The 23,976-nt window shown below is 59.9% G+C and carries 21 protein-coding genes; 6 read left to right on the plus strand and 15 right to left on the minus strand.

Annotation, left to right across the window (positions count from 1 at the left end):
* Position 1 precedes the first annotated feature (1 nt).
* Positions 2 to 1,393, plus strand: coding sequence for an L-cystine transporter (locus tag HBN61_RS11810; RefSeq protein ID WP_047278457.1), 1,392 nt, complete (start codon positions 2 to 4; stop codon positions 1,391 to 1,393).
* 49 nt (positions 1,394 to 1,442) lie between these two features.
* Here HBN61_RS11810 and HBN61_RS11815 read toward each other — a convergent pair whose 3' ends face one another.
* Entirely contained in the window at positions 1,443 to 1,955 is a 513-nt protein-coding gene (locus HBN61_RS11815; protein WP_186347872.1) for a dihydrofolate reductase, read from the minus strand.
* A 91-nt stretch (positions 1,956 to 2,046) separates the two neighbouring features.
* On the opposite strand from HBN61_RS11815, the gene HBN61_RS11820 reads away from it, so the two are divergent.
* Together HBN61_RS11820 and HBN61_RS11825 are read left to right on the plus strand one after the other, a co-directional pair.
* Entirely contained in the window at positions 2,047 to 3,429 is a 1,383-nt protein-coding gene (locus HBN61_RS11820) for a DUF2868 domain-containing protein (protein ID WP_170046835.1), read from the plus strand.
* Positions 3,422 to 4,786 (plus strand): GTPase/DUF3482 domain-containing protein, encoded by a 1,365-nt coding sequence (locus tag HBN61_RS11825; RefSeq protein ID WP_170046836.1) that lies wholly within the window; start codon positions 3,422 to 3,424, stop codon positions 4,784 to 4,786. The genes HBN61_RS11820 and HBN61_RS11825 overlap by 8 nt, the downstream gene beginning before the upstream one ends.
* Positions 4,787 to 4,797: 11 nt before the next feature.
* Here the strand turns inward: HBN61_RS11825 and HBN61_RS11830 are convergent, their stop codons facing one another.
* The 6 genes from HBN61_RS11830 to HBN61_RS11855 form a co-directional block, all read right to left on the minus strand.
* The gene (locus HBN61_RS11830) at positions 4,798 to 5,931 is read right to left on the minus strand and encodes a TIGR03364 family FAD-dependent oxidoreductase (RefSeq protein WP_170046837.1); all 1,134 of its coding nucleotides are present in this window, start codon (positions 5,929 to 5,931) and stop codon (positions 4,798 to 4,800) included.
* 22 nt (positions 5,932 to 5,953) lie between these two features.
* Positions 5,954 to 6,976 carry a putative 2-aminoethylphosphonate ABC transporter substrate-binding protein gene (locus HBN61_RS11835; RefSeq protein WP_170046838.1) on the minus strand — a complete coding sequence of 341 codons (1,023 nt, stop codon included), beginning with the start codon at positions 6,974 to 6,976 and terminating at the stop codon, positions 5,954 to 5,956.
* Positions 6,977 to 7,008: 32 nt separating this feature from the next.
* Positions 7,009 to 8,733: a putative 2-aminoethylphosphonate ABC transporter permease subunit gene (locus HBN61_RS11840; protein ID WP_170046839.1), complete on the minus strand. Its 1,725-nt coding sequence runs from the start codon at positions 8,731 to 8,733 to the stop codon at positions 7,009 to 7,011.
* A gap of 1 nt (position 8,734) precedes the next feature.
* Positions 8,735 to 9,811, minus strand: coding sequence for a putative 2-aminoethylphosphonate ABC transporter ATP-binding protein (locus tag HBN61_RS11845; RefSeq protein WP_170046840.1), 1,077 nt, complete (start codon positions 9,809 to 9,811; stop codon positions 8,735 to 8,737).
* Between the two features lie 115 nt (positions 9,812 to 9,926).
* The gene (locus tag HBN61_RS11850; protein WP_169962243.1) at positions 9,927 to 10,790 is read right to left on the minus strand and encodes a LysR substrate-binding domain-containing protein; all 864 of its coding nucleotides are present in this window, start codon (positions 10,788 to 10,790) and stop codon (positions 9,927 to 9,929) included.
* A 16-nt stretch (positions 10,791 to 10,806) separates the two neighbouring features.
* A complete protein-coding gene (locus HBN61_RS11855) occupies positions 10,807 to 13,074 on the minus strand; it encodes a heavy metal translocating P-type ATPase (protein ID WP_170046841.1) in 2,268 nt (755 codons plus the stop codon).
* Positions 13,075 to 13,159: 85 nt separating this feature from the next.
* Here HBN61_RS11855 and cadR point away from each other — a divergent pair, with 85 nt between their 5' ends.
* Positions 13,160 to 13,609, plus strand: coding sequence for a Cd(II)/Pb(II)-responsive transcriptional regulator (gene cadR, locus HBN61_RS11860; RefSeq protein WP_170046842.1), 450 nt, complete (start codon positions 13,160 to 13,162; stop codon positions 13,607 to 13,609).
* A gap of 56 nt (positions 13,610 to 13,665) precedes the next feature.
* On the opposite strand, the gene HBN61_RS11865 is transcribed toward cadR, so the two are convergent.
* From HBN61_RS11865 to HBN61_RS11880, 4 genes are all read right to left on the minus strand, one after another.
* Positions 13,666 to 14,514: a hypothetical protein gene (locus tag HBN61_RS11865; RefSeq protein ID WP_170046843.1), complete on the minus strand. Its 849-nt coding sequence runs from the start codon at positions 14,512 to 14,514 to the stop codon at positions 13,666 to 13,668.
* A gap of 172 nt (positions 14,515 to 14,686) precedes the next feature.
* Positions 14,687 to 15,658 (minus strand): thymidylate synthase, encoded by a 972-nt coding sequence (locus HBN61_RS11870; RefSeq protein WP_094991694.1) that lies wholly within the window; start codon positions 15,656 to 15,658, stop codon positions 14,687 to 14,689.
* Positions 15,659 to 15,707: 49 nt separating this feature from the next.
* Entirely contained in the window at positions 15,708 to 16,514 is an 807-nt protein-coding gene (gene lgt, locus HBN61_RS11875; protein ID WP_070412770.1) for a prolipoprotein diacylglyceryl transferase, read from the minus strand.
* Between the two features lie 12 nt (positions 16,515 to 16,526).
* The gene (locus HBN61_RS11880) at positions 16,527 to 17,309 is read right to left on the minus strand and encodes a sulfite exporter TauE/SafE family protein (RefSeq protein WP_070412771.1); all 783 of its coding nucleotides are present in this window, start codon (positions 17,307 to 17,309) and stop codon (positions 16,527 to 16,529) included.
* A gap of 116 nt (positions 17,310 to 17,425) precedes the next feature.
* On the opposite strand from HBN61_RS11880, the gene HBN61_RS11885 reads away from it, so the two are divergent.
* Positions 17,426 to 18,226 carry an NRDE family protein gene (locus HBN61_RS11885; protein ID WP_170046844.1) on the plus strand — a complete coding sequence of 267 codons (801 nt, stop codon included), beginning with the start codon at positions 17,426 to 17,428 and terminating at the stop codon, positions 18,224 to 18,226.
* Here the strand turns inward: HBN61_RS11885 and ptsP are convergent.
* Together ptsP and HBN61_RS11895 are read right to left on the minus strand one after the other, a co-directional pair.
* Positions 18,213 to 20,492 (minus strand): phosphoenolpyruvate--protein phosphotransferase, encoded by a 2,280-nt coding sequence (gene ptsP / locus HBN61_RS11890; RefSeq protein WP_094991696.1) that lies wholly within the window; start codon positions 20,490 to 20,492, stop codon positions 18,213 to 18,215. The two genes, HBN61_RS11885 and ptsP, sit on opposite strands and share 14 nt — an antisense overlap.
* A gap of 21 nt (positions 20,493 to 20,513) precedes the next feature.
* Positions 20,514 to 20,993, minus strand: coding sequence for an RNA pyrophosphohydrolase (locus HBN61_RS11895; RefSeq protein ID WP_047278492.1), 480 nt, complete (start codon positions 20,991 to 20,993; stop codon positions 20,514 to 20,516).
* A gap of 143 nt (positions 20,994 to 21,136) precedes the next feature.
* Here HBN61_RS11895 and HBN61_RS11900 point away from each other — a divergent pair, with 143 nt between their 5' ends.
* Positions 21,137 to 21,793: a histidinol-phosphatase gene (locus HBN61_RS11900; protein ID WP_169962253.1), complete on the plus strand. Its 657-nt coding sequence runs from the start codon at positions 21,137 to 21,139 to the stop codon at positions 21,791 to 21,793.
* 49 nt (positions 21,794 to 21,842) lie between these two features.
* Here HBN61_RS11900 and HBN61_RS11905 read toward each other — a convergent pair whose 3' ends face one another.
* Both HBN61_RS11905 and ilvA read right to left on the minus strand, forming a co-directional pair.
* Positions 21,843 to 22,271, minus strand: coding sequence for a DUF2269 family protein (locus HBN61_RS11905; protein ID WP_170046845.1), 429 nt, complete (start codon positions 22,269 to 22,271; stop codon positions 21,843 to 21,845).
* 40 nt (positions 22,272 to 22,311) lie between these two features.
* Positions 22,312 to 23,826 carry a threonine ammonia-lyase, biosynthetic gene (gene ilvA / locus HBN61_RS11910; protein WP_094991699.1) on the minus strand — a complete coding sequence of 505 codons (1,515 nt, stop codon included), beginning with the start codon at positions 23,824 to 23,826 and terminating at the stop codon, positions 22,312 to 22,314.
* Positions 23,827 to 23,976 lie beyond the last annotated feature (150 nt).

The following is a 23,976-nucleotide window of genomic DNA, read 5'->3' on the forward strand; positions in this document are numbered from 1 at the left end:
CATGAATTACCCGCTGATCCTCAATCTGCTGGTGTTCCTCGCGTTGCTGTTCGGCTTGTCGCTGACCCGCCACACCGCGTGGAGCCTTGCTAAAAAAGTCCTGCTGGCGCTGGTTGTCGGTGTGATTTTCGGTCTTGGTTTGCACCTTATCTATGGTGCTGAAAACCCTACCCTGAAAACGTCCATCGGCTGGTTCGATCTGGTTGGCAGCGGCTATGTGCAGCTGCTGCAAATGATCGTGATTCCGTTGGTATTTGCTTCGATCCTCAGCGCCGTGGCGCGCCTGCATAACGCGTCGTCGTTGGGCAAGATCAGCTTTTTGACCATCGGCACCCTGCTGTTTACCACGATGATCGCAGCGTTGGTGGGTATCGGCCTGACCAACCTGTTCGGCCTCACGGCTGAAGGTCTGGTGGCGGGCGCTGCGGAGATGAGCCGCCTGCAGATCATTCAAAGCGATTACGCAGGGAAAGTGGCCGACCTGAATGTGCCGCAGTTGCTGCTGTCGTTTATCCCGCAAAACCCGTTTGCCGACCTGGCCCGCGCCAAGCCGACGTCGATCATCAGCGTGGTGATCTTCGCTGCATTCCTGGGCGTTGCCGCGCTGCAACTGTTCAAGGATGAGCCGGAAAAAGGCAGCAAAGTGCTCAATGCCATCGACACCCTGCAAGCCTGGGTGATGCGTCTGGTACGTCTGGTCATGAAACTGACCCCGTACGGCGTGCTGGCCCTGATGACCAAAGTGGTGGCGACGTCCAATCTGCAAGACATCATCAAACTCGGCAGTTTCGTGGTGGTGTCTTACATCGGCCTGGCGCTGATGTTCGTGATTCACGGGCTGATCGTGTCGCTGTCCGGGGTCAACCCGCTGCGCTTCTTCCGCAAGGTCTGGCCGGTGCTGACGTTCGCGTTCACCAGCCGTTCAAGCGCAGCCAGCATTCCATTGAGCATTGAGGCGCAAACCCGTCGTTTGGGGATTCCGTCGTCCATCGCCAGCTTTGCTGCTTCGTTTGGCGCGACCATTGGTCAAAACGGCTGTGCCGGTCTGTACCCGGCCATGCTGGCCGTGATGGTTGCCCCGACAGTGGGCATCAACCCGCTGGACCCGCTGTGGATTGCAACGCTGGTGGCGATCGTAACGCTGAGCTCAGCCGGTGTGGCGGGCGTAGGCGGTGGCGCAACGTTTGCCGCGCTGATCGTACTGCCCGCGATGGGCCTGCCCGTGTCGCTGGTGGCGCTGTTGATCTCGGTTGAACCGCTGATCGACATGGGCCGCACGGCCTTGAACGTGAGCGGTGCCATGGTGGCCGGTACGGTGACCAGCCAGATCATGAATGAGACGGATAAAGCCATCCTGGCTGAAGACGATCATGGTGAGCTGGCACACGCCTAAGGTTTGAACCTTGCCCCTCTCCCATAAGGAGAGGGGCTTCAACGTCTGCTTAAGCCCTTTCCCACACTTCAAAACTGAACGCCGGCTTTCCGTCTTCAGCTGCATGCGGTTCATTCGACACCAATGTCCACTGCGCCTGATCAAACTCAGGAAACCACGCATCGCCTTCCGGGCTCAGGCCCACACGCGTCAGGTACAACCGGTCGGCATCCGCCAGCCCCTGGGTGTACAGCTGCGCACCGCCAATCAACATGACTTCGCTGACACCTTGTTCAAGTGCCCAGGCTTGTGCGCGCGCCACTGCGTCCTCAAGGGAAGGGAATACTTCGGCACCTTCAAGTTGCAACCCGGTCTGACGACTGACGACAAGGTTCAACCGGCCCGGCAACGGGCGGCCCAGCGAATCCCAGGTTTTACGCCCCATGATGATGGGCTTGCCGAGGGTGGTGGCCTTGAAATACTTGAAATCCGCCGGCAAATGCCACGGCATGCTGTTATCGACGCCGATCACGCGGTTTTCACCGAGGGCTGCGATCAGGCTGAGGGGGAGTGTTTTTTTCATGGCGGCGAGGATACCAGAGCGACCCGCGCCCGCAGTACCCCGTCCGGCGCCGCAGCGGTTATGCTCTTGGCTCACTTGAATGGATCGGCCTGTGACTCAACTCTCTCCTTTGCAACGCCTTTGGCTGACTGAAACCGTGCGTTTGCGCGAAGCACATGCTGGCCCGCTGGATGATCAGGAGGCCAACCGCCGCGCCCGCAGCACCGGCGGTGACTTGCCCGCTCGCCTGGAAAACCGGGCGCTTTGGCTGGCCGAGCGCGATGGTTTACTCAGCGCCATGCAGCATTGGCGGCAAGGCGCGCGGCTGGCCCTGTTGGTGCTCGCGGTGATGGCTGTCGTCAGCGGTGCCGGGCTGGCCTTTGCGGCGCTGGGCAATGGCCAGACCCCGGTCAACGTGTTCTGGGCGCTGGGCAGTTTGCTCGGGCTCAACCTGATCCTGCTGCTGAGCTGGGTGGTCGGCCTGGTGTGTGCCGGTGAGCACGGTGCGGGCCTGGGCCGATTGTGGCTATGGCTCAGTGAAAAACTCGCCCGCGATGCCAAGGCTGCACAGCTTGGCCCCGCGTTAGTGCTGTTGCTGCAACGGCGCATGCTCAATCGCTGGGCCGTTGGCGCGCTGGTCAATGGCCTGTGGCTGCTGGCCATGCTCAGCGCGCTGGTGATGATGTTGTTGCTCATGGCTACGCGCCGCTACGGGTTTATCTGGGAGACCACGATCCTCGGCGCCGATGTGTTCGTCGCCGCCACACGGGCGCTGGGCGCACTGCCGAACTGGCTGGGTTTCAGTGTACCCACCGTGGAGATGATCCTCGTCAGCAACGACAGCAGCCTCTACAACAACGAACTGGTCCGTCAGTCCTGGGCGATCTGGCTGGTCGGCGTTGTCCTGATTTATGGCGTGATTCCGCGTCTGCTGCTCTACGTGTTTTGCCGGTGGCGCTGGAAGACCGGGCGCAACACGCTGCGACTGGACCTCAACCTGCCCGGCTACAGCCAGTTGCGTGAAGCCTTAATGCCGAGCAGCGAGCGCCTTGGCGTCAATGACATCGCCCCCGAGCAGTTGCATCACGTGCAGGCTGGACGTTCGGAACTACAAACCGATGGCGCACTGATCGTGGGCATCGAACTTGACGACCAACAATCCTGGCCACCCACCTTGCCCGCCTCGGTCAAAGACGCAGGCATTCTCGACAGCCGCGAGTCACGGCAAACCTTGCTTGAGCAAATGACCCGTTTCCCGCCTGCGCGCCTGGCGATTGCCTGTGACCCCCGGCGCTCCCCGGATCGCGGCAGCCTGGCCCTGATCGGTGAACTTGCGCGCAGTGCCGCCGCCACCCGGGTGTGGTTGCTGCAAGCCCCGCCCGGTCAGGCGCTGGACGCCGAGCGCCTGAGTGACTGGCACGCCGCGCTGGAGCAACTGGGCCTGCCCTTTGCCTCCAGCGCGCCCTTGAACTGGCTGGAGACAGGTCATGACTAAGCCGCTCACACTGGCCGTGGTCGGCCACACCAATGTCGGCAAGACCTCGCTGCTGCGTACCCTGACCCGGGATGTCGGTTTCGGCGAAGTCTCCCATCGCCCCAGCACCACCCGGCACGTCGAAGGGGCACGCCTGTCGGTGGACGGCGAACCGCTGCTGGAGTTGTACGACACGCCGGGGCTGGAAGATGCCATCGCGCTGCTCGACTACCTTGAGCGCCTTGACCGCCCCGGTGAACGCCTGGACGGCCCTGCCCGGGTGGCGCGCTTCCTTGAAGGCAGTGAGGCCAGACAGCGTTTCGAGCAAGAGGCCAAAGTCCTGCGCCAACTGCTGGCCTCGGACGCCGGGCTCTACGTGATCGATGCCCGCGAACCCGTGTTGGCCAAATACCGTGATGAACTGAGTGTGTTGGCCAGTTGTGGCAAGCCGTTACTGCCGATACTCAATTTCGTCAGCAGCCCGCAGCAGCGCGAACCCGAATGGCGCGACGCGCTGGCGCGCCTCGGTTTACATGCATTGGTGCGCTTCGACAGCGTGGCGCCGCCCGAAGATGGCGAGCGGCGTTTGTATGAAAGCCTTGCGCTGTTGCTGGAGCATTCACGCGACGCATTGCAACGCCTGATTACCGATCTTGAAGCCCAGCGACAAGCGCGCAAGCACAGCGCGCTGCGGCTAATTGCCGAACTGCTGATCGACTGCGCGGCGTGTCGACGCAGTGTGGTCAGCGACAAAACGGCCGAGCAGGATGCTATCCATCAATTGCGTCAGGCCGTTCGCCAGCGTGAACAACGTTGCGTGGAAGCCCTGCTCAAACTCTACGGTTTTCGTACCAGCGACGCGGCCGCTGGTGATTTGCCGCTGCTGGACGGCCGCTGGGGCGATGACCTGTTCAACCCCGAAACCCTCAAACAACTGGGGGTGCGCGTGGGCGGCGGCATTGCCGCAGGCGCAGCAGCGGGTGCAGGCGTGGACTTGATGGTGGGCGGTCTGACGCTGGGCGCGGCAGCATTGGCCGGGGCCATTGCAGGCGGTGCGCTGCAAACCGCGCGCAGTTATGGCAGCCGGTTGCTGGGCAAAATCAAAGGCCAGCGCGAACTGACCGTGGACGACAGCGTGCTGCGCCTGCTGGCCTTGCGCCAACGCCAATTGCTGCATGCGCTGAACGCCCGAGGGCATGCAGCGGTTGACAGCATCAAGGTGGCGACACCGCAGGAGACCACCTGGCGCGAAGGCAAACTGCCAGAAGCACTGAGCAAGGCCCGGGCGCACCCGCAATGGTCCTCACTCAATCCGCACCCCAAACTGAGTCAGGCTGAGCGTCAGGAACAGATTGAAGCGTTGGCCCAACACATCTGAGCCAAGGCACCTCACGCCTCCAGCAGCATCCGGGCGATATTACGCTCGGCCATGGCGGGCCCGATGCTCATGCCCACCCCGGTGTGCATGAGCGCGGCATGCAGGCCCGGCGCCACGTCCAGCCATGAAAACGGGCTGACCCCTTTGGCCCCATACACCCCTTGCCAGCGTTCAACGACCTGCACGCGACAGCCGAGGGTTTCCTCACACAGTTGTAGCATCCAGTTATCGACCTGTTCGCCGTTGAAGGGCGATGGATCGTCGCTGTACTCATGAGTGTCCCCCACAATCAAATCGCCATAAGGGGTCGGGCTCATCAGCAGGTGAATCCCGTGATCATCCAGATGAGGGCTGTTGCACAAAATTTCCTCCTGCACCGCAGCGGCCTCGGGCAAATTGGCAAACGCCCCGTAATGCACACAACTCAACCCCGTGAGCAAAGCATGTTGCAGGTTCAACGCCACCTGCGGGCGCACCCGTAACATTTGCAGGCGACAGACTTGAGGCGTCAGCTGCGCCATGGGCTCTGCAAGCAGGGTCTGGTAATCGTGGCCCGAACAGACAATCACCTGCGCGCCTTCAAAGCTGCCCGCAGTGGTGTGGACCGCGCCCGGCTCGACGTCGCGTACCAGGGTTGAGAAATGGAACTCGACGCCGAGCGCGTTACCCAGGTACTCGATCAACGCCGGGATGGCTTCACGGGAATAGACTTGTTGATCGTCCAGGCCATGCAAAGCGGCGCGATGATGCTTGAACTGGCCGCCATACAAATGGCTGAGATCACGGGCGCCGAGCAATTCGACACGGTAGCCCTGCTCTTGGGCGCGGCCCTGACAGAACGCATCGAGCAGGTGTTCTTCGGCTTGCGTGCGGGCGAACAGGTAAGAACCGTTGCGCGTGAGGTCGAAGCCCGCCTGCCGGGACCAGTCGGCCCAAATGCCGCGACTGGCGCGGGCCAGCTCCAGCATCACGCCGGGCGGCTGCCCCGTGACCAGCGCCTGGCCGAAGTTGCGCACCGACGCACCCAGTGGCGTGGCGGTGCGTTCGAAAACCCGCACGTTTAAGCCGCGCCGGGCAGCCGCGTAGGCGTGGGACAGGCCAAGAATCCCGGCGCCGACGATCAGAATCGTGTTGGAAACGGACATAGCGAACTCCTTGGATGGCCCTTTACTGCGCCGCTTTCTCAGTCTTGCCGTCGTACCGCTTACGCCACTCGGCCAAAATCCGGTCACGGTTTTTCGAGGCCCAGGCAAAGTCGTTTTTGATCAAACGCTGCTCATAATCGGCAGGCAATTCGGTCTGCGGCTTGGCAATGCCGGGCTGGGCCAACACAGCAAAGTTCTCTTTGTAGAGTTCCATCGCTTCAGGGCTGGCCGAAAAGTCTGCCAGTTTCTTCGCGGCGTCTTCATGCGGTGTTCCTTTGATCACCGCCGTGGCTTCGATCTCCCAGCCCAGTCCTTCCTTGGGCAACACGATGTCGAGCGGCGCGCCCTGACGCTTGAGCTGCACGGCCGGGTATTCAAACGAAATACCGATCGGAAATTCCCCTGCGGCTGCCAATTTGCAAGGTTTGGAGCCGGAATGAACGTATTGCCCGATGTTCTGGTGCAGATCGTCCATGTACTGCCAGCCCTGCTGCTCACCGAAGGTTTGCAGCCACGCGCTCACGTCCAGAAACCCCGTCCCGGAGGACGCCGGGTTAGGCATCACGATCTTGCCCTTGTATTCAGGCTTGGTCAGGTCTTGCCAGCTCACAGGCTTGGTCAGCCCCTGTTTTTCGGCTTCGATGGTGTTGAAGCAAATCGTCGCGGCCCACACGTCCATCCCCACCCAGCCCGGTGGGTTGGCCGCGTCGCGGTAGTTCGGGCCGATTTTGCCCAAGTCTTTGGGCGCGTAGTGTTGCAGCATCCCTTGCTGGTCGAGGATCGCCAGACTCGACGCCGCCAGCCCCCACACCGCATCGGCCTGTGGACGCGCTTTCTCGGCCAGCAGTTTGGCGGTGATGATGCCCGTCGAGTCGCGCACCCACTTGATGTCCACGTCCGGGTTGGCCTTTTCGAAGGCGCGTTTGTAGGTCTTGAGCTGTTCGGCTTCGAGGGCGGTGTACACCGTCAACTCGGTTTTCGCGGCGAATGCATGGCCGCTCAAAGCCGTGAGGACAGCAGCGACAAGGGCAACAGGCTTGAACATGGTGCGGTTCCTTTGAGGGGGAAGGGGACGGATCATTGCGCCGGGGCGCCCTGACGCCAGGCTTGAGAACGGCGCAGCACGCCGCGCGACGCCCAGGCCAGCAGCAGGGAAACACCCGCCGAGGTAAACAAAATCAGGGTCGACATGGCGGCTGCACCGCCCACGTTGCCCGCGTCGTCCATGTTCAGCACGGCCACGGCCGCGAGGAGGGTGTCGGAGCTGTAGAGGAAAATCGCGGCCGACACGGTGGTCATGGCCGACACAAACAGATAACGCACGATGTCCAGCAGCGCCGGAAGGCAGATCGGCACCGTGACCCGCAGGTAATGGCGATACAGCGGGGCCTTGAGCGACAACGCCGCCGCTTCGAACTCGCCATCCAGTTGGCGCAGGGCCGTGGTGGCAGTCATTTGTGCAGTGGTCAAATAATGCGCAATGGTGCACACCACCAGCAGCGTCATGGTTCCGTAGAACACGTGCAGCGGGTTGCCGGTGAGGTTGAAAAAAAAAACGTAGCCCAACCCCAGCACCAGGCCTGGAACAGCCATGGGCACAAAGCTGAGCATGCGCAAGGCCAGGGTCAGCCCTTTCTGGCCTTTGGTTTTCTCCATCAGGTACGCGCCGGTGAAGATCACGGTGCTGCCGATCAACGCTGTTAACAGCGCCATGGTCAGGCTGTTGCGGTAGGCCAGCCAGCCGCCCCCGGCCGTGTCGTTGAATTGATAGTGGCCGAGCGACAACGACAGGTTGTAAGGCCAAAATTTGACCAGCGACGAATACACCGCCATCCCGAACACCATCAGCAAAACCGCGCAAATCAGCAGCACGATGGCCAGATAGCAGCCGTCACGCACCTTGCCAGGCAACGGTGTGAAGACTTGAGCGCGGCCGCTCATCGCGTCGCCGTGTTGCCTGCGCAACCACGCATCGACGCCGAAGCTGAACAGCGCAGGCAGCAGCAAAACCATGCCGATCAAGGCGCCCCGGCCAAATTGTTGCTGCCCGACCACGGCTTTGTAAGCTTCCAGCGCCAGCACTTGATAATCGCCACCCACCACCACGGGCACGCCAAAATCGGTGATGGTCAGGGTAAACACCAGACAAAACGCCGCAAACACGGCCTGACGCGTTCCGGGCCACGTGATACTGCGAAAGGCTTTGAACGGCCCGGCGCCCATGCTGGACACGGCATCGAACAGGCGTGCATCGGCCAACGACAGGGCCGAGAGCAAAATCATCAGCGCATGGGGGAAGGTGTAAATCACCTCGCCCAGCACAATCCCCCAAAAGCCATAAATGTTGTCCGAGAGCAGACTGCGCAACATGCCCTGATTCCCAAACAGGTAGACCAGCGCAATCCCTGGCAGCATGGACGGGGCCATCAACGGCAACAGCGACAACCCGCGCCAGACACGTTTGCCGGGGATCAGGGTGCGTTGCAGCGCGTAGGCAAAGAGATAGGCCAGCGGTACGACAATCACCGCCACGCTCAGCGAAACCTTCAGGCTGTTGCCGAGCAACCAATGGAAGTTGTCACTGACGAGCAGCTCCCGTGCAGCGACCCACCCGCCGCCCTGCCCGTCTTCTGCGCTGAAACCGCGCCAGAAGATCGCCAGCAACGGCATCAGCACCGCGACGCCCAACAGCAGCAGTAACAACAGTTTGCCGCCGACCACGAAAAGCCGGTCGCCCAATTCGGCACGCGACATGCTGCGGGTGTGTTTGCCGGGCAATGGCAACGCCATGTCTGCGGCCATCTCAGGCAAACACCTGCAAACTGGCGGGCGGCAAAGCGACCACAATGTCCTGATGACCAAGGCGCGGCAGGTCGTGGCTGCCCACTTCGACCATCAGCGCATGGCCTGGCAAATGATTGAGTTCAAAGCTCATGCGGCAGCGGTTGCCCAGGAACGTGATCTCCCGTACGCGGGCCGGGAACAGGTTTTCCTGATGCAGCACCGGGTTGACCGTGATTGCCTCCGGACGGCAAAACAGTCGGCCTGATGCGGCCTGGCTGGCGTCATCCGCCAGTCGCATGTTCAAACCGCCGACCTGCGCCTGGCTGTCGCCGCTGCGCTGGAACGGCAGCCAATTACCTTGCCCGACGAACTCGGCTACAAACGGCGTGGCCGGCGTGTTGTAGATCGCCTGCGGCGTATCGTATTGCTCGACCTTGCCCTGGTTCATCACCGCAATACGGTCGGCCATGAGCATGGCTTCGTCCTGATTGTGGGTGACCATCAGCGTGGTGATGCCAAGCTGGCGCTGCAGTTGACGCAGCTCGGTACACAAATGCTCGCGCACTCTGGCATCGAGGGCCGACATGGGCTCGTCGAGCAACAACAGCGAAGGCGACGGCGCCAGTGCCCGGGCCAGTGCCACACGTTGTTGCTGACCGCCCGAGAGTTGGCCGGGGAATTTCTTCTCGCTGCCACTCAGGCCCACCAGCTCTAACATCTCGCTGACCCGTTTGCGCACCACGTCGCGATTACTGCCCGCCAGCCCGTAGGCGATGTTGGCTTCAACGCTGAGATTGGGAAACAAGGCACAGGACTGAAACAGAATCCCGTAATCCCGCGCTTGAGGTGCGAGGTCGGACACATCGCGACTGCCCAGGTACAACACGCCGCTGTCCTGACGTTCGAGCCCGGCAATGCAACGCAGCAGTGTGGTCTTGCCGCAGCCGGACGGCCCGAGCAGACACACCAGTTCGCCAGCAGCGACCTCCAGCGACACATCCTCCAGCGCGGTGAACGCGCCAAAGCGTTTGCTCACATTGCGCACCTGCATCGGTACGCCGGGTTGGGACACAACGGTTGCGTTGGAGCGGTTCATGGATGCACCTCATCAAGCTGATAAGCGTCATCCTAAAGAGGCAATGCGTACAAGATGTGGCAGCAAGGCAAAAGCTACCGATAGTGGTATTGGCGGATTTGCGCTGAAGGACTTTTCAGCAGCCGGCCATTTCTTGCGCCAACCCCAGAAAGGCCGCTGGCAAACGCGCCGCTTTTCGCTCCTTAAGGCAGTACAGGTATTCGTGAATCACGGGCGCGTTTTCCAGCGTCAGGACTCGCAACTGGGGATCGTGCGGCACTTCCTGACGGGCAATGATGCTGATGCCGATGTTGCGCAAAACGGCTTCACGAATGGACTCGCGACTGCCGATTTCCAGCAACGGACCAACGCCCACCCCTGCACTGGCCAGCAGGTCTTCAGTCAGACGGCGCGTGGTGGACCCTTGCTCGCGCATTAACAGGCAATGCCCGGCCAATGCCGCGAGCGGCACGTGATCCAGCGCGGCCAACGGGTGATTGCGATGCACCGCGAGGACCAGCGGGTCCGAGCCGAGCACGCGGCGTATCAGGCGCGGGTCTTCCAGCAGTTGCGAGGACACCGCAATGTCGACGCGGTATTCCTCCAGCGCCTCCAGGACCTGCTGTGAGTTGCCGATGTCGACCGACACGTCGATCTGCGGCAAACGTTCGCGAAAGGCTTTGACCAGATCGAGGATGTAATACGGCGCCGTCGCGGCGATACGCAGCGCGCCCATACCCTGACCGCTGTTACGCAGGAAGAATTCGATGTCGGCTTCTTGCTGGAGCAACGCCTTGACCATTGGCATCAAGCGCACGCCATCTTCGGTCAAGGTCAGGCGCCGCCCGCCACGGTAGAACAACTCGACGGCGTACTGGCTTTCGAGCTGGCGAATCTGCGTGGTAACCGTCGGCTGGCTGAGCCCGAGCTTTTTCGCGGCCTGAGTCATGCTGCCCAATTGGGCCACCCGGTAAAACGCTTTCAGCTCGGCACTCAGCACTACAGCCTCTCTTGATCTATTTGCGCAACAGGCGCAACCCGTTGAACACCACCAACAGGCTTACGCCCATGTCGGCAAACACGGCCATCCACATGGTGGCCAGACCGAGGAAGGTTACCGCAAGAAAGATGCCTTTGATGACCAGCGCCAACGCGATGTTCTGCTTAAGAATGCTGGACGTTTGACGTGACAGTCGGATGAATGCCGGGATCTTGCGAAGATCGTCGTCCATCAGGGCGACATCGGCTGTTTCTATCGCCGTATCGGTGCCCGCCGCCGCCATGGCGAAGCCGATTTCAGCGCGCGCCAGCGCAGGCGCGTCGTTAATCCCGTCACCGACCATGCCGACGTGGTGGCCTTTGGCATACAGCGCTTCAATAGCTTTCAGTTTGTCATCCGGCAGCAGGTTGCCCTGCGCTTCGTCGATTCCCACTTGAGCGGCAATGGCCTTGGCCGTGTGCGGGTTGTCACCGGTCAGCATCAGGGTTTTGATGCCAAGGGCATGCAACTGCGCGATCGCTTCGCGGCTTGAGGCCTTGACCGTGTCAGCCACGGCAAACAACGCCATAGGCCCCGCGCTGTCGCACAACAAAATCACCGTCTTGCCCTGCTCTTCCAGGGCGAACAGTTTTTCTTCAAGCTCGGGCGAGCACAGGCCCAGTTCTTCCACCATACGGTGGTTGCCCAAGTGATACAGCGTGCCGTCGATTTCGCCGCGCACCCCGCGCCCGGCCAGCGCAGTGAAGTTATCCACAGAGCGCCACGCCCATTTTTTATCCACAGCCGCATTCGCCACGGCCAGCGACACCGGGTGATCGGAGCGCGAGGCCAGGCTGGCGGCCAGCAACACGGCGCTGTCGGCTAATAGCGGGTCCAGCGGCAGGTAATCGGTTTGCACCGGCTTGCCGTGGGTGATGGTTCCGGTTTTATCCAGGGCCAGATAGTCGAGTTTGTGACCGCTTTCGAGGTACACCCCGCCTTTGACCAGAATGCCCTTGCGCGCTGCCGCCGCCAGCCCGCTGACGATGGTGACTGGGGTCGAAATCACCAGCGCGCACGGGCACGCCACCACCAGCAACACCAGCGCACGGTAGATCCAGTCAAACCACAGGCCACCCATGAACAGCGGCGGGATCACGGCCACGGCCAGTGCCAGCAGGAACACCACGGGGGTGTAGATTTTGGCAAAGCTGTCGACGAAGCGTTGAGTCGGCGCGCGAGCGCCCTGGGCTTGTTCCACGGCATGGATGATGCGCGCCAGGGTAGAGTTATTGGCAGCCGCTGTGACACGGTACTCCAACGATCCGGCCTGGTTGATGGTGCCGGCGAAGACTTTATCCCCGACCGTTTTCTCAATCGGCAAGCTCTCACCGGTGATCGGTGCCTGATCGATGGTTGAACGCCCTGAGACCACGTCGCCATCCAGGCCGATGCGCTCGCCGGGGCGTACGCGCACGATGGCATCCAGGGCGATATCTTTGACCTCCAGCACACGCCAGCTGCCGTCTGCCTGCTGCACTGTGGCTTTATCAGGCGCCATTTGCATCAGGCCGCCAATGGCGTTGCGGGCGCGGTCGAGGGATTTGGCTTCGATCAGCTCGGCCACGGTAAACAGGAACATCACCATCGCCGCCTCAGGCCACTGCCCGATCAATACGGCACCGGTAACGGCAATGCTCATCAGCGCATTGATGTTGAGGTTGAGGTTTTTCAGGGCGATCCAGCCCTTCTTGTAGGTGGTCAGACCGCCGCTGAAGATCGACACCAGCGCCACCAGCGCAATCACCCAGGTCGGCGCTGCGTCGGTGAAGTGCAGCACTTCAGCTGCCAACGCACCCACGCCGGACACCGCGAGCGGCCACCCCTGTTTTTTCTCGACAGGCGCAGGCGGGCTATCGCTCCCCGATTCCAAAGGATCGGCTTGCATGCCAAGGGACTTGATTGCGTCGATAATGGGATCGGTAGACGGCAGGTCGTGGGTCACGCCGAGCACGCGGTTAATCAAGTTGAATTCCAGTTGCTGCACACCCGCCAACTTGCCCAGTTTGTTCTGGATAAGCGTTTGCTCGGTCGGGCAGTCCATCGCTTCGATGCGAAAACTGCTCACGCGGGCGCCTGCCGTAGGCGCAGCGCCAAGTTTGATGACGCTAGGACCTTCTGCCGCCGAGCAGCAACTGTGGGCATGGGCCGCAGGCGCGTGCTGAGTGCTGTGATCGTGATCGTGATCGTGATCGTGATCGTGATCAGCGTGGGATTTGTGCGGGGTGTGAATGGAATCGCTCATCAGGGTGCGTCCAGAAAAGGTGCTTGTTGCCAAGTAAAGACCCTGTAGCCACTATAGGGTCAAGCGACCTTCGGAGAAACGCGTGATGAAAATCGGTGAACTGGCAAAACTGACCGACTGTCAGGTTGAAACCATCCGTTATTACGAGCGCGAAGGGCTGCTGCCGGCGCCGGCGCGCAGTGAAGGCAATTACCGTTTGTACAACCAGGCGCATGTCGAGCGGCTGACGTTTATTCGCAATTGCCGCAGCCTCGACATGACCCTTGAAGAAATCCGCAGCCTGCTCAGCTTGCGCGATAGCCCGCAGGACCAGTGTGAGAGCGTGAACGCGTTGATTGATGAACACATTCATCACGTCAAGGCGCGAATTGACGGGTTGCTGGCGTTGCAGACACAACTGCTCGACCTGCGCCAACGCTGCAGCGAAGGCGCCGACAAGGAACATTGCGGGATTTTGCAGCAGTTGGAGGTCAGTGGCTCGGTCATGGCGCACGATGGCGAACCCAGCCATGTGGGCAGAAGCCACGGGCATTGATGGGTAAAGTACAGTCAATTAAAAAGAAAGCGTCGTTAATTGACTGTTTGTGGAGGTCAAATCAAGTTGAATTCTGCCTGCGTCAGAGTGCTAGTTGACCACCTCAGATTCGGGCTCATGTTGGCCCCAAGAAAAATAAAGTACTGCACTAAAACGCGCTTGCCCACATGGGGCTGGTAGACAACCGGAGGAATAGTGAACGCCATTGATTGGTCTGGGTAGACGGTCATTCTGTGTTGAGAGTCGACCCAAATACCGGAGTCCTGTGTCCAGCGGATCTCCAGCGCGTTATATCGGTGCATGTTGGCAATGGGATCAATAATGACTTTAATGCCATCCGGGTGAGCTGTCGTATCCAGTACACCGTCAACCACACCCATCACCTTCAGGATGGGTTTAGGCCCCAACGATGGCGCGACATACACCAACCTTCCAGGCGAAGGTGTGACTCCCCCCGCTTGTGGCATATGGAAATAGACAATTTCGGATTTCTTCCCTACAAATTTGACAGCCTCGGTGTCAGGCAAGGTGATCAGCACATCCTTATTTTTGCTATCAACACGCACGGGGGCCGATCGATACTCATAAAAATCCTCTGCCGAGAGTACAGTCCAGACCGCCTGAACTTCGTCGCCAACTTCAATCTCTGGTACATCTGTTTCTATTAATACTTTTATTGCATTTCTAAAAAAGGAATGTCCGATCATTTCCTGCGCAATGACCGCTCCCTCGGGTGCAGTGATACCAAAAGAGAATAATCTATCGTCGTAGAGATACAGGACCGCTGGCAGGAATAAACCCGCCTGAACACTTTTACTGCTCGTCCGGGTTTCACGTTTTATAGCGGTGCCAACGTGTTCGCTTGGCCAGAAACCTTCAGTCTTTAATTCATCTTTATGCGTCATGACAGGCTCTCCAGTTGCATAGCAATTGAAGAGCCAAATAAACATGCATCTGCTTTATCAGGAACTGTCACAACTCACAGTTGAATAGACGCTTTCGGTATAGACCCAAGCACCTGTTGTAGCGCCACGTACAACGCTAGGGTTGGACGCGGCGCGGGATTGGGAGTGTGAGTTACACCGCCATCGGCGCGGTCATGGGCGCATGGTGCTCATAACCTTCAAGGCTAAAGTCGCTCGGCTCGATCAGCTCCAGCCACTCGGGCTGGTAAACGCCGGTCTTGGCAAACTCGGGCACGCGCTCCGAAATCACCAGTTTGGGCATCGGGAACGGCTCGCGGGTCAGCTGTTCGTTGAGCATGTCCAGGTGGTTTTCATACACGTGGGCATCGCCGATGAAGTAGGTGAACCAGCGCGGTGTATAACCCGTCAGGCGGCCGATCAGGCTCAGCAACGCAGCACCTTCGGTCAGGTTGAACGGCGTGCCCAGGCCCAGATCGTTGGAGCGAATGTAGAGGCTCAGGGAAATTTCCTTAGTCTCGACGTTCGGGTGGAACTGGTACAGCAGGTGGCACGGCGGCAGCGCCATTTCGTCGAGCTGGGCGCAGTTCCAGCCGTGGAACAGGATACGGCGGCTGCCCGGGTCGTTAATGATAGTGTCGACGCACTGGCGCACCTGATCGATGGCCTTGTACAGCACCACATACGGTTGGCCGTCTTCTTCACCTTCAGCGATCTGCCGGTAGCCCTGGCTCAGGCACAGTTCGATGGCAGCCTGATTGCTGCGCGCGACTTGTTTGTACGCAGGCCATTTGCGCCACTGCACGCCGTAGATTTCGCCAAGGTCGTCTTCACCCTGACGGAACGGGTTGGCCAGCCATTGCGCGTTTTCGTTAGCGTTCTGGTCCCAGACTTTGCAGCCCAGGGCGCGGAAATCCGCTGCACTGTTAACCGGACGCAAAAAGCCGCACATCTCGCCGATGGCCGATTTGAAGGCCATGCGCCGGGTGGTGATGGCCGGGAAGCCTTCCTTGAGGTCGTAGCGCAACATGGCGCCGGGCAGACTGATGGTCTTAACGCCAGTGCGGTTGGCTTGCAGGGTGCCGTTTTTGATGACGTCGGCAACGAGGTCGAGATATTGCTTCATGGTTTTCCTACCGTTTGAATGCAGGGCCGCGCAGCCCTGCGATTCGAATTTATTGCGCTGCTTGGCGGGCCGCAGGATCGCGGTGGTAAGCCCACCAGATCAAGAACAGGCCACCGAGAATCATCGGGATGCACAGGATTTGCCCCATCGTCACCCAACCGAACGCCAGATAGCCTAGCTGAGCATCCGGTACGCGGACGAACTCGACGATGAATCGGAAAATACCGTAGAACAGGGCGAACATGCCGGAAACGGCCATGGTCGGGCGCGGTTTGCGCGAGTACAGCCAAAGAATCAGGAAGAGTGCCACACCTTCGAGGGCAAACTGATAAAGCTGCGACGGATGACGCGCCAGTTGTTGCGGATCGGTCGGAAAAATCATCGCCCAAGGCACGTCAGTGGCTTTGCCCCACAGCTCGGCGTTAATAAAGTTACCGATACGCCCGGCCCCCAGACCAATCGGCACCACAGGCGCAATGAAGTCCATGATTTGGAAAAATGACTTGTTGTTGCGCTTGCCGAACCACCAAGTGGCCAGCATCACGCCGATCAGCCCGCCGTGGAACGCCATACCGCCTTTCCACACTTCGAAGATCAGCAGCGGGTTGGCGATGTAGGCGCTCAAGTCGTAGAACAGGACGTAGCCTAAACGGCCGCCGACGATCACGCCCATAGCCACCCAGAACACCAGATCAGAGAGTTTCTCTTTGGTCCAGGTCGGGTCGAAACGGTTCAGGCGGCGCGACAGGATCAGCCACGCGGCGCCAATGCCGATCAGGTACATCAAGCCGTACCAATGGATTTTCAGCGGACCGATGGCCAAGGCCACCGGGTCAATCTGCGGGTAAGGCAGCATTGCGACTCCTTGTTAGATCAGGAAACTCAAACCGACACAGAACAACAGTGCGGCAAACAGCCGTTTCAGCAAGCGCGGCGAAAGTGTGTGGGCCAAACGCGCACCAAAACGGGCGAAAAACATGCTGGTCAGGGCAATCCCGAGCAGCGCCGGCAAATACACAAACCCGAGACTATGCGCGGGCAGGTCGGGGTTGTGCCAGCCAATAATCATGAAACTTAATGCACCTACCAGCGCAATCGGCAGCCCGCAGGCGGCCGACGTGGCCACGGCTTGCTGCATCGGTACACTGCGCCAGCTCAGGAACGGCACGGTCAAGGAGCCACCGCCCACACCAAAAATCGCCGACGCCCAACCAATGACAGTGCCAGCCAGGGTCAGACCGACTTTACCCGGCACCGTTCGGCTGGCTTTGGGTTTGAGTTCAAGCGCCATCTGCACAGCGATGACCAAGGCAAAAACGCCAATGATTTTCTGCAAATGAGGACCGGCGATCGCTTCGGCCGTCAGAGCACCGATACCCGCGCCGATTAAAATGCCCAGCGCCATCCACACAAACAACGGCCAGCGCACCGCGCCTTTGCGGTTGTGTTCACGAATCGAGTTGATTGAGGTAAAGATGATCGTGGCCAATGAAGTGCCCACGGCCAGGTGGGTCAGCACCTCGGGATTGAAGCCCTGCAACGTAAAACTGAACACCAGCACCGGGACGATGATGATGCCGCCCCCGACCCCGAACAAACCGGCCAATACCCCGGCAAAGCCTCCCAGCACCAGATAGAGCAGAAATTCCATGACGCCCCCCAAATTTGACCCGCATGGTAACGGAGCAAGGGCTTGGGCTCCACACATGGCGCAAGGCGCCTGAGCAATCTATAAGTACAGGGGTTAAAAAACATTAAGGACTGATCATGTGCTTGATTGTCTTCGCGTGGCGCCCCGGCCATGCACAGCCGCTGGTGGTGGCGGCTAACCGGGATGAGTTCTACGCCCGCCCCGCCAAGCCCCTTGCGCAATGGGCCGATGCGCCGCACGTGTACGCAGGGCGTGACCTGGAGGCTGGCGGCACGTGGCTGGGCATTGGCGCTGACGGCCGCTTTGCGGCGTTGACCAATATTCGCGAGCCGCACAAACCGCCGACACGACGTTCGCGGGGGGATTTAGTGGCGCGTTTTTTATGCGGAAATCAATCGATTTCCGAATTTTTCAACGACATTGGCCGACGATCAGTCGATTACGCAGGCTTCAATTTGCTCGTGGGCACTCGGGACGCGCTGTGGCATTTCAATTCAAAGGTTGTCGCCCCTGAACCCTTGAAGGCCGGTGTTCATGGCCTGTCTAACGCTGGCCTGGACACGCCGTGGCCAAAATTAGTGAAAGCCAAGGCTGCGCTCAGTGAAGTGTTAGACCAGGCTGACCCGCAAGCGCTGCTGGGTATTTTGAAGGATCAACAGACGGCGACGTATAGCGACCTGCCCGATACCGGTGTGGGGCTGGCCACGGAGTTTTTGCTGTCGAGTGTCTTTATTGCCAGCACCACCTATGGCACCCGTGCAAGCACGGCATTGATTGTTAATGCTGACGGTTCCAGGGTGATGGTGGAACACAGCTTCGGGCCAAAGGGCGGGCGCCTGGGGGAAGTCAGGCTGGAGCTGCCCCCACCCTCTCCCTTTGCGAGCGGGCCGGGTGAGGCGCTTTTCAGTACGGTTTGATTGCCGCCGGATTCATCATGCGGGTCAGCCCCATGTTTTTCAGGGCCAGTTGCACGGTGCTGCGAATCACCTGCGGGTTGTCGATGGTCATGACTTCGGCCAACAGCTCCTTGGCGCGACTGAGCTCGACCTGACGGAGCATCCATTTCACTTTCGGCAAGTTGGTGGCGTTCATCGACAGGCTGTCAAAGCCCATCGCCATCAACAGGATCGCCGCCGCCGGATCGCCCGCCATTTCGCCGCAGATGCTCGCAGGCTTGCCTTCGGCGTGGGCGTCGCGCACCACCGATTGCAAGGCTTGCAGCACCGCCGGGTGCAGGTAGTCGTACAAATCGGCAACGCGCGGGTTGTTGCGGTCCACCGCCAGCAAGTATTGAGTCAGGTCGTTGGAACCGACAGACAGGAAATCCACCTGCCTCGCCAGCTCCCTGGTCTGATAGACCGCGGCCGGGATTTCGATCATCACGCCGATGGGTGGCATCGGCACATCGGTGCCTTCATCACGCACTTCGCCCCAGGCACGGTGCAGCAGGTGCAAAGCTTCTTCGAGTTCATGAGTGCCAGAAATCATCGGCAACAAAATACGCAGGTTGTTCAGGCCTTCGCTGGCCTTGAGCATGGCCCGGGCCTGAACCAGAAAGATTTCAGGGTGGTCGAGGGTGACGCGAATCCCGCGCCAGCCGAGGAACGGGTTGTCTTCTTTGATCGGGAAGTACGACAGTGACTTGTCGCCGCCAATGTCCAGGCTGCGCATGGTCACCGGTTGCGGATGGAAGGCGGCAAGTTGCTCCCGATAAATCGCCAGTTGCTCCTTTTCGCTCGGAAAGCGCTGGTTGATCATGAACGGCACTTCGGTGCGGTACAGGCCAACGCCTTCTGCGCCGCGCTGCTGCGCCCGTGCCACATCGGCCAGCAAGCCGGTGTTGACCCACAGCGGCATGCGATGCCCGTCCGGGGTGATGCACGGCAGCTCGCGCAGGGCATCGAGGCCCTGAGACAGCTGACGCTCTTCTTCCACCACGTCGGCATATTGCTTGCGCAGCAGTTCGCTGGGGTTGGTGTAAACCTCGCCGTGGTAACCGTCGACGATCATCTGAATGCCGTCGACCTTGGAATACGGCAGGTCGACCAGGCCCATGACAGTCGGGATACCCATGGCACGGGCGAGGATCGCCACGTGAGAGTTGCCCGAACCGAGTACCGACACCAGACCGGCCAGCTTGCCCTCGGGCACCTCGCCAAGCATGGTCGCCGTCAGCTCTTCACTGACCAGAATCGTGTGATCGGGGTAAACCATGGTTTGTTTATGGTCGTGCTGCAAATAGGCCAGCAGCCGCCGACCCAGGTCGCGCACATCCGATGCCCGCTCGCGCAGGTAATCGTCGTCCATCAATTCGAATCGGTTGACGTGGTCAGTCACCACTTGCCGCAACGCGCCCTGAGCCCACTGACCGGTCTTGATCACATTTTTGACTTCGCTGCCCAGCGACGCGTCGTCGAGCATCATCAAGTAAACGTCGAACAGCGCCTGTTCTTCAGGGCGCAGTTGGGTGGCGAGTTTCTTCGACACGGCACGCATGTCATTGCGCACGCCTTCGAGGGCAGTCTTGAACAGGGCGATTTCCGCGGGGATGTCGGTAATCGCCTTGTCGGGCACCACGTCAAGGTCGGCCGGGGGCAGCATGACCACCGCCGTGCCGACCGCCGCGCCGGGCGAGCCAGGCACGCCGACAAACTTGGCTTCCTGGATGCCCTTGCCCTGACGCCCCAGACCACGAATCGAGCCGGTGGCTTCAGCGTGGGCGATAACCCCGGCCAATTGCGCACTCATCGTCACCAGAAAGGCTTCTTCGCCTTCGTCGAACTGGCGACGCTCCTTTTGCTGGATCACCAGAACGCCGACCACACGCCGGTGGTGGATGATCGGCGCACCCAGGAAGGCGGCATAACGCTCTTCACCGGTCTCGGCGAAGTAACGGTAGCGAGGGTGATCGGCGGCGTTTTCGAGGTTCAGAGGTTCTTCACGGGTGCCCACCAGGCCGACCAGGCCTTCGTTGGGCGCCATGCTGACCTTGCCGATCGAGCGCTTGTTCAAGCCCTCGGTGGCCATCAACACAAAACGGTTGGTCTCTGGATCAAGCAAATAGACCGAGCAGACCTGACTGCCCATGGCCTCTTTGACGCGCAACACAATAATCCCCAACGCCGCCTTGAGATCCTTGGCGGAGTTAACTTCCTGGACGATCTTGCGCAGCGTATTGAGCATGGCTCGGGGTCGAACTCCGTGTCAGGCGCGCGTTAAAAGGCGCGGGGCAAGCTCTTTGAGAGCGCGACGGTAGACCTCGCGCTTGAATGTCACCACCTGGCCCAACGGATACCAATAGCTGACCCAGCGCCAGCCATCGAATTCCGGTTTACCGGTCAAATCCATCCGCACCCGCTGCTCGTTAGAGATCAGGCGCAGCAAAAACCATTTCTGCTTCTGGCCGATGCACAGCGGCTGGCTGTGGGTACGGACCAAACGTTGCGGCAGACGATAGCGCAACCAGCCTCGCGTACAGGCGAGTATTTCTACATCTTCGCGTTCAAGGCCAACTTCTTCGTTCAGCTCACGGTACAAGGCGTCTTCTGGCGTCTCATCAGGGTTGATACCACCCTGCGGAAACTGCCACGCGTCTTGATTGATTCGGCGAGCCCAAAGTACCTGACCAGCATCATTTGTCAGAATAATCCCGACATTAGGACGGAAACCATCGGGGTCGATCACGGCAACAACCTCGCAAACGCATGTCGCCGCATTGTTCCACAAAGGTTGTGAAAGCAGCAACGCGCCACCCTGTCTTATGTGCACTCTTATTAAAAGACCGTATTCTTGTGGGCTTTCAACCGACAGCTCAGCGGGTAATTGCAATGCGTCTGGCTTTATTCGACTTGGACAACACCCTTTTAGGCGGCGACAGCGACCACGCATGGGGCGACTACCTGTGCGAACGCGGCATTCTCGACGGTGCTGCTTATAAAGCACGCAACGATGCGTTTTATCAGGATTACCTGGCAGGCACACTCGATAATGCGGCCTATCTGAATTTCAGCATGGAAATTTTCGGCCGTCATGACATGGCGCAACTGGATCAGTGGCACCGCGAATTCATGCGCGACTGCATCGAGCCGTTGATGCTGCCCAAAGCGCAAGCACTGCTGGCCCAACACCGCGACGCAGGCGACACGCTGGTCATCATCACCGCCACTAACCGCGTGGTCACCGCCCCCATTGCCAAACGCCTGGGCGTGGAACATTTAATCGCCACCGAGTGCGAAATCGTCGATGGCCGCTACACCGGCCGCAGCGCCGACGTCCCGTGCTTTCGTGAAGGCAAAGTCACACGCCTGACACGCTGGACAGAAGAAAACGGCTACACGCTCGAAGACAGTTACTTTTACAGTGACTCGATGAACGACTTGCCGTTGCTGGAACGTGTCACCCATCCAGTAGCCGTGGACCCGGACCCCAACCTGCTGGCCGAAGCCAAGAAACGCGGCTGGAAGGTAATGTCGCTACGCGACTGAATGTAAAAGCCCCTCCTGGCAGAGGGGCTTGACGGGGTCAGGGCTCGTTTTAAACCGGCTTCGCGCCCATCAAACCTGCGATGGCGACAAAACAAACTGCGCAAAAAATAGCCAGTCCCAACGTGAAACGGGGGTGTTTGGCGACGCGCCCCAAACGCAGGCGATTGAGGCGTACCACCAGCCACACCCAACTCAGCGCACCCAGCAGGTATAAACAACTGCCCGCCAGCAGCCACAGTTGACTCAACGGCCAGCCCGCCAGATGCACCAGCCACCATCCGCTAAACGGTAATGCCAGCAAACACAGCCCCATCAATGCCCAGACAAAGCCCCAGGGGCGTCGTAACACGCCGCCCGACAGGTTTTTATCCCCGGCCCGGTAACGGCGAGTGACCACCACCAGCAACGCGATTGCGCAGACGAACAGCAGCAGCGTCGACACCCCATGCAACAGCTTCAACGCGGTGAAGGTTTCCATGTCATTGATTCCTTGAACGGTCCATTCAGCTTAGCGGCAATCAGCCAAGAAACAGCTGATAAGCCGGGTTATCACTTTCATCCCAATACGGGTAGCCGATGTCCGCCAATGCGGCAGGCACCAGATGGCGCTCGTCCGCAGGTACTTGCAGGCCCGCCATCACACGGCCATCAGCCGCGCCGTGGTTGCGGTAGTGGAACATTGAAATATTCCAGCGCCCGCCCAACTTGTTGAGGAAGTTGAACAAGGCACCCGGGCGTTCCGGGAATTCGAAGCGGAACAGTTGCTCATCACTGACTTTATCGGCATGCCCGCCCACCATGTGGCGGATGTGCAATTTGGCCAGTTCGTTGTCAGTCAAGTCCACCACCGGGAAGCCCTGTTCCCGCAGGCTCGCCAGCAGGGCGCTGCGCGGATCATTGATCGGGTGTGTCTGCACGCCGACAAAAATATGCGCTTCGCGCCCGGTGTGGTAGCGGTAGTTGAATTCAGTGATCTGGCGCTTGCCGATGGCCTGACAGAACGCCTTGAAACTGCCGACTTCTTCGGGAATGGTCACCGCGATAATGGCTTCACGGCCTTCGCCCAGTTCGGCACGTTCAGCGACATGGCGCAACCGGTCGAAATTGACGTTGGCACCCGAGTCGATGGCGACCAGCGTTTGCCCCTTCACGCCACGCTGTTCGACATATTTCTTGATCCCGGCCACGCCCAGCGCGCCGGCAGGTTCGGTGATCGAGCGGGTGTCATCGAAGATATCCTTGATGGCTGCACAGATCTCGTCCGTGCTGACCGTGATGACTTCATCCACGTAGTCTTTGCAGATATCAAACGTATGCTGGCCAATCTGGCCGACCGCCACGCCGTCCGCAAAAATGCCCACGGTCGGCAATACCACACGCTCGCCAGCGGCCATGGCGACTTGCAGGCAGTTGGAATCGTCAGGTTCAACGCCAATGACCTTGATGTCCGGCCGCAAGTACTTCACGTACGCGGCAATCCCTGCAATCAGCCCGCCGCCGCCCACCGGCACAAAAATCGCGTCCAGTGGCGCCGGGTGCTGGCGCAGAATTTCCATCGCCACGGTGCCCTGCCCGGCGATGGTGTGCGGGTCATCGTAGGGGTGTACGTAGACGTAGCCTTTTTGTTCGACCAGTTGCAGCGAATACGCCAGCGCCTCGGGGAAGGAGTCGCCGTGCAGCACCACAATGCCGCCACGCGAGCGTACGCCTTCAATCTTGATCTCCGGCGTGGTTTTAGGCATGACGATGGTGGCCTTGACCCCCAATTTTTTGGCGGCCAGGGCCAAGCCCTGAGCGTGATTGCCTGCAGAGGCCGTGACCACGCCACACGCGCGCTCGGCGTCAGTGAGGTGCATCAACTTGTTATAAGCGCCACGAATCTTGAACGAGTACACCGGCTGCAGATCTTCGCGTTTAAGCCAAATCTGATTGCCCAACCGCTCGGTCAGCTGGTTGGCGGCTTGCAAGGGCGTTTCAACGGCCACGTCATAAACGCGCGAGTTGAGGATCTTCTTAACGTACTGTTCGAGCATCGGAAAGCGTCACTGTGCGAGTTAGCAGGGACCAAGGAGTCTACCCCAGCGTTTACGCGGCCGACCACACGAAATGGGAGGTTTATACAGACCCTCCCCCTGACCCTCTTCTAAAAGGGAGAGGGAACTGAACAGGCGTGCTCGCTGAGC

Source organism: Pseudomonas sp. WS 5071 (assembly GCF_012985765.1).
Taxonomy (GTDB): domain Bacteria; phylum Pseudomonadota; class Gammaproteobacteria; order Pseudomonadales; family Pseudomonadaceae; genus Aquipseudomonas; species Aquipseudomonas lundensis_A.

Excerpts from the sequence above, each read along its gene's own strand:
- HBN61_RS11810 (WP_047278457.1), top strand. The coding sequence starts at position 2 with ATGAATTACCCGCTGATCCTCAATCTGCTGGTGTTCCTCGCGTTGCTG.
- HBN61_RS11870 (WP_094991694.1), bottom strand. The coding sequence starts at position 15,658 with ATGAAGCAATATCTCGACCTCGTTGCCGACGTCATCAAAAACGGCACC.
- lgt (WP_070412770.1), bottom strand. The coding sequence starts at position 16,514 with ATGCTGCCTTACCCGCAGATTGACCCGGTGGCCTTGGCCATCGGTCCG.
- HBN61_RS11900 (WP_169962253.1), top strand. The coding sequence starts at position 21,137 with ATGCGTCTGGCTTTATTCGACTTGGACAACACCCTTTTAGGCGGCGAC.
- HBN61_RS11840 (WP_170046839.1), bottom strand. The coding sequence starts at position 8,733 with ATGGCCGCAGACATGGCGTTGCCATTGCCCGGCAAACACACCCGCAGC.
- HBN61_RS11905 (WP_170046845.1), bottom strand. The coding sequence starts at position 22,271 with ATGGAAACCTTCACCGCGTTGAAGCTGTTGCATGGGGTGTCGACGCTG.
- HBN61_RS11880 (WP_070412771.1), bottom strand. The coding sequence starts at position 17,309 with ATGGAATTTCTGCTCTATCTGGTGCTGGGAGGCTTTGCCGGGGTATTG.
- HBN61_RS11830 (WP_170046837.1), bottom strand. The coding sequence starts at position 5,931 with ATGTCCGTTTCCAACACGATTCTGATCGTCGGCGCCGGGATTCTTGGC.
- cadR (WP_170046842.1), top strand. The coding sequence starts at position 13,160 with ATGAAAATCGGTGAACTGGCAAAACTGACCGACTGTCAGGTTGAAACC.
- ilvA (WP_094991699.1), bottom strand. The coding sequence starts at position 23,826 with ATGCTCGAACAGTACGTTAAGAAGATCCTCAACTCGCGCGTTTATGAC.
- HBN61_RS11855 (WP_170046841.1), bottom strand. The coding sequence starts at position 13,074 with ATGAGCGATTCCATTCACACCCCGCACAAATCCCACGCTGATCACGAT.
- HBN61_RS11885 (WP_170046844.1), top strand. The coding sequence starts at position 17,426 with ATGTGCTTGATTGTCTTCGCGTGGCGCCCCGGCCATGCACAGCCGCTG.
- ptsP (WP_094991696.1), bottom strand. The coding sequence starts at position 20,492 with ATGCTCAATACGCTGCGCAAGATCGTCCAGGAAGTTAACTCCGCCAAG.
- HBN61_RS11865 (WP_170046843.1), bottom strand. The coding sequence starts at position 14,514 with ATGACGCATAAAGATGAATTAAAGACTGAAGGTTTCTGGCCAAGCGAA.
- HBN61_RS11825 (WP_170046836.1), top strand. The coding sequence starts at position 3,422 with ATGACTAAGCCGCTCACACTGGCCGTGGTCGGCCACACCAATGTCGGC.
- HBN61_RS11815 (WP_186347872.1), bottom strand. The coding sequence starts at position 1,955 with ATGAAAAAAACACTCCCCCTCAGCCTGATCGCAGCCCTCGGTGAAAAC.
- HBN61_RS11845 (WP_170046840.1), bottom strand. The coding sequence starts at position 9,811 with ATGAACCGCTCCAACGCAACCGTTGTGTCCCAACCCGGCGTACCGATG.
- HBN61_RS11835 (WP_170046838.1), bottom strand. The coding sequence starts at position 6,976 with ATGTTCAAGCCTGTTGCCCTTGTCGCTGCTGTCCTCACGGCTTTGAGC.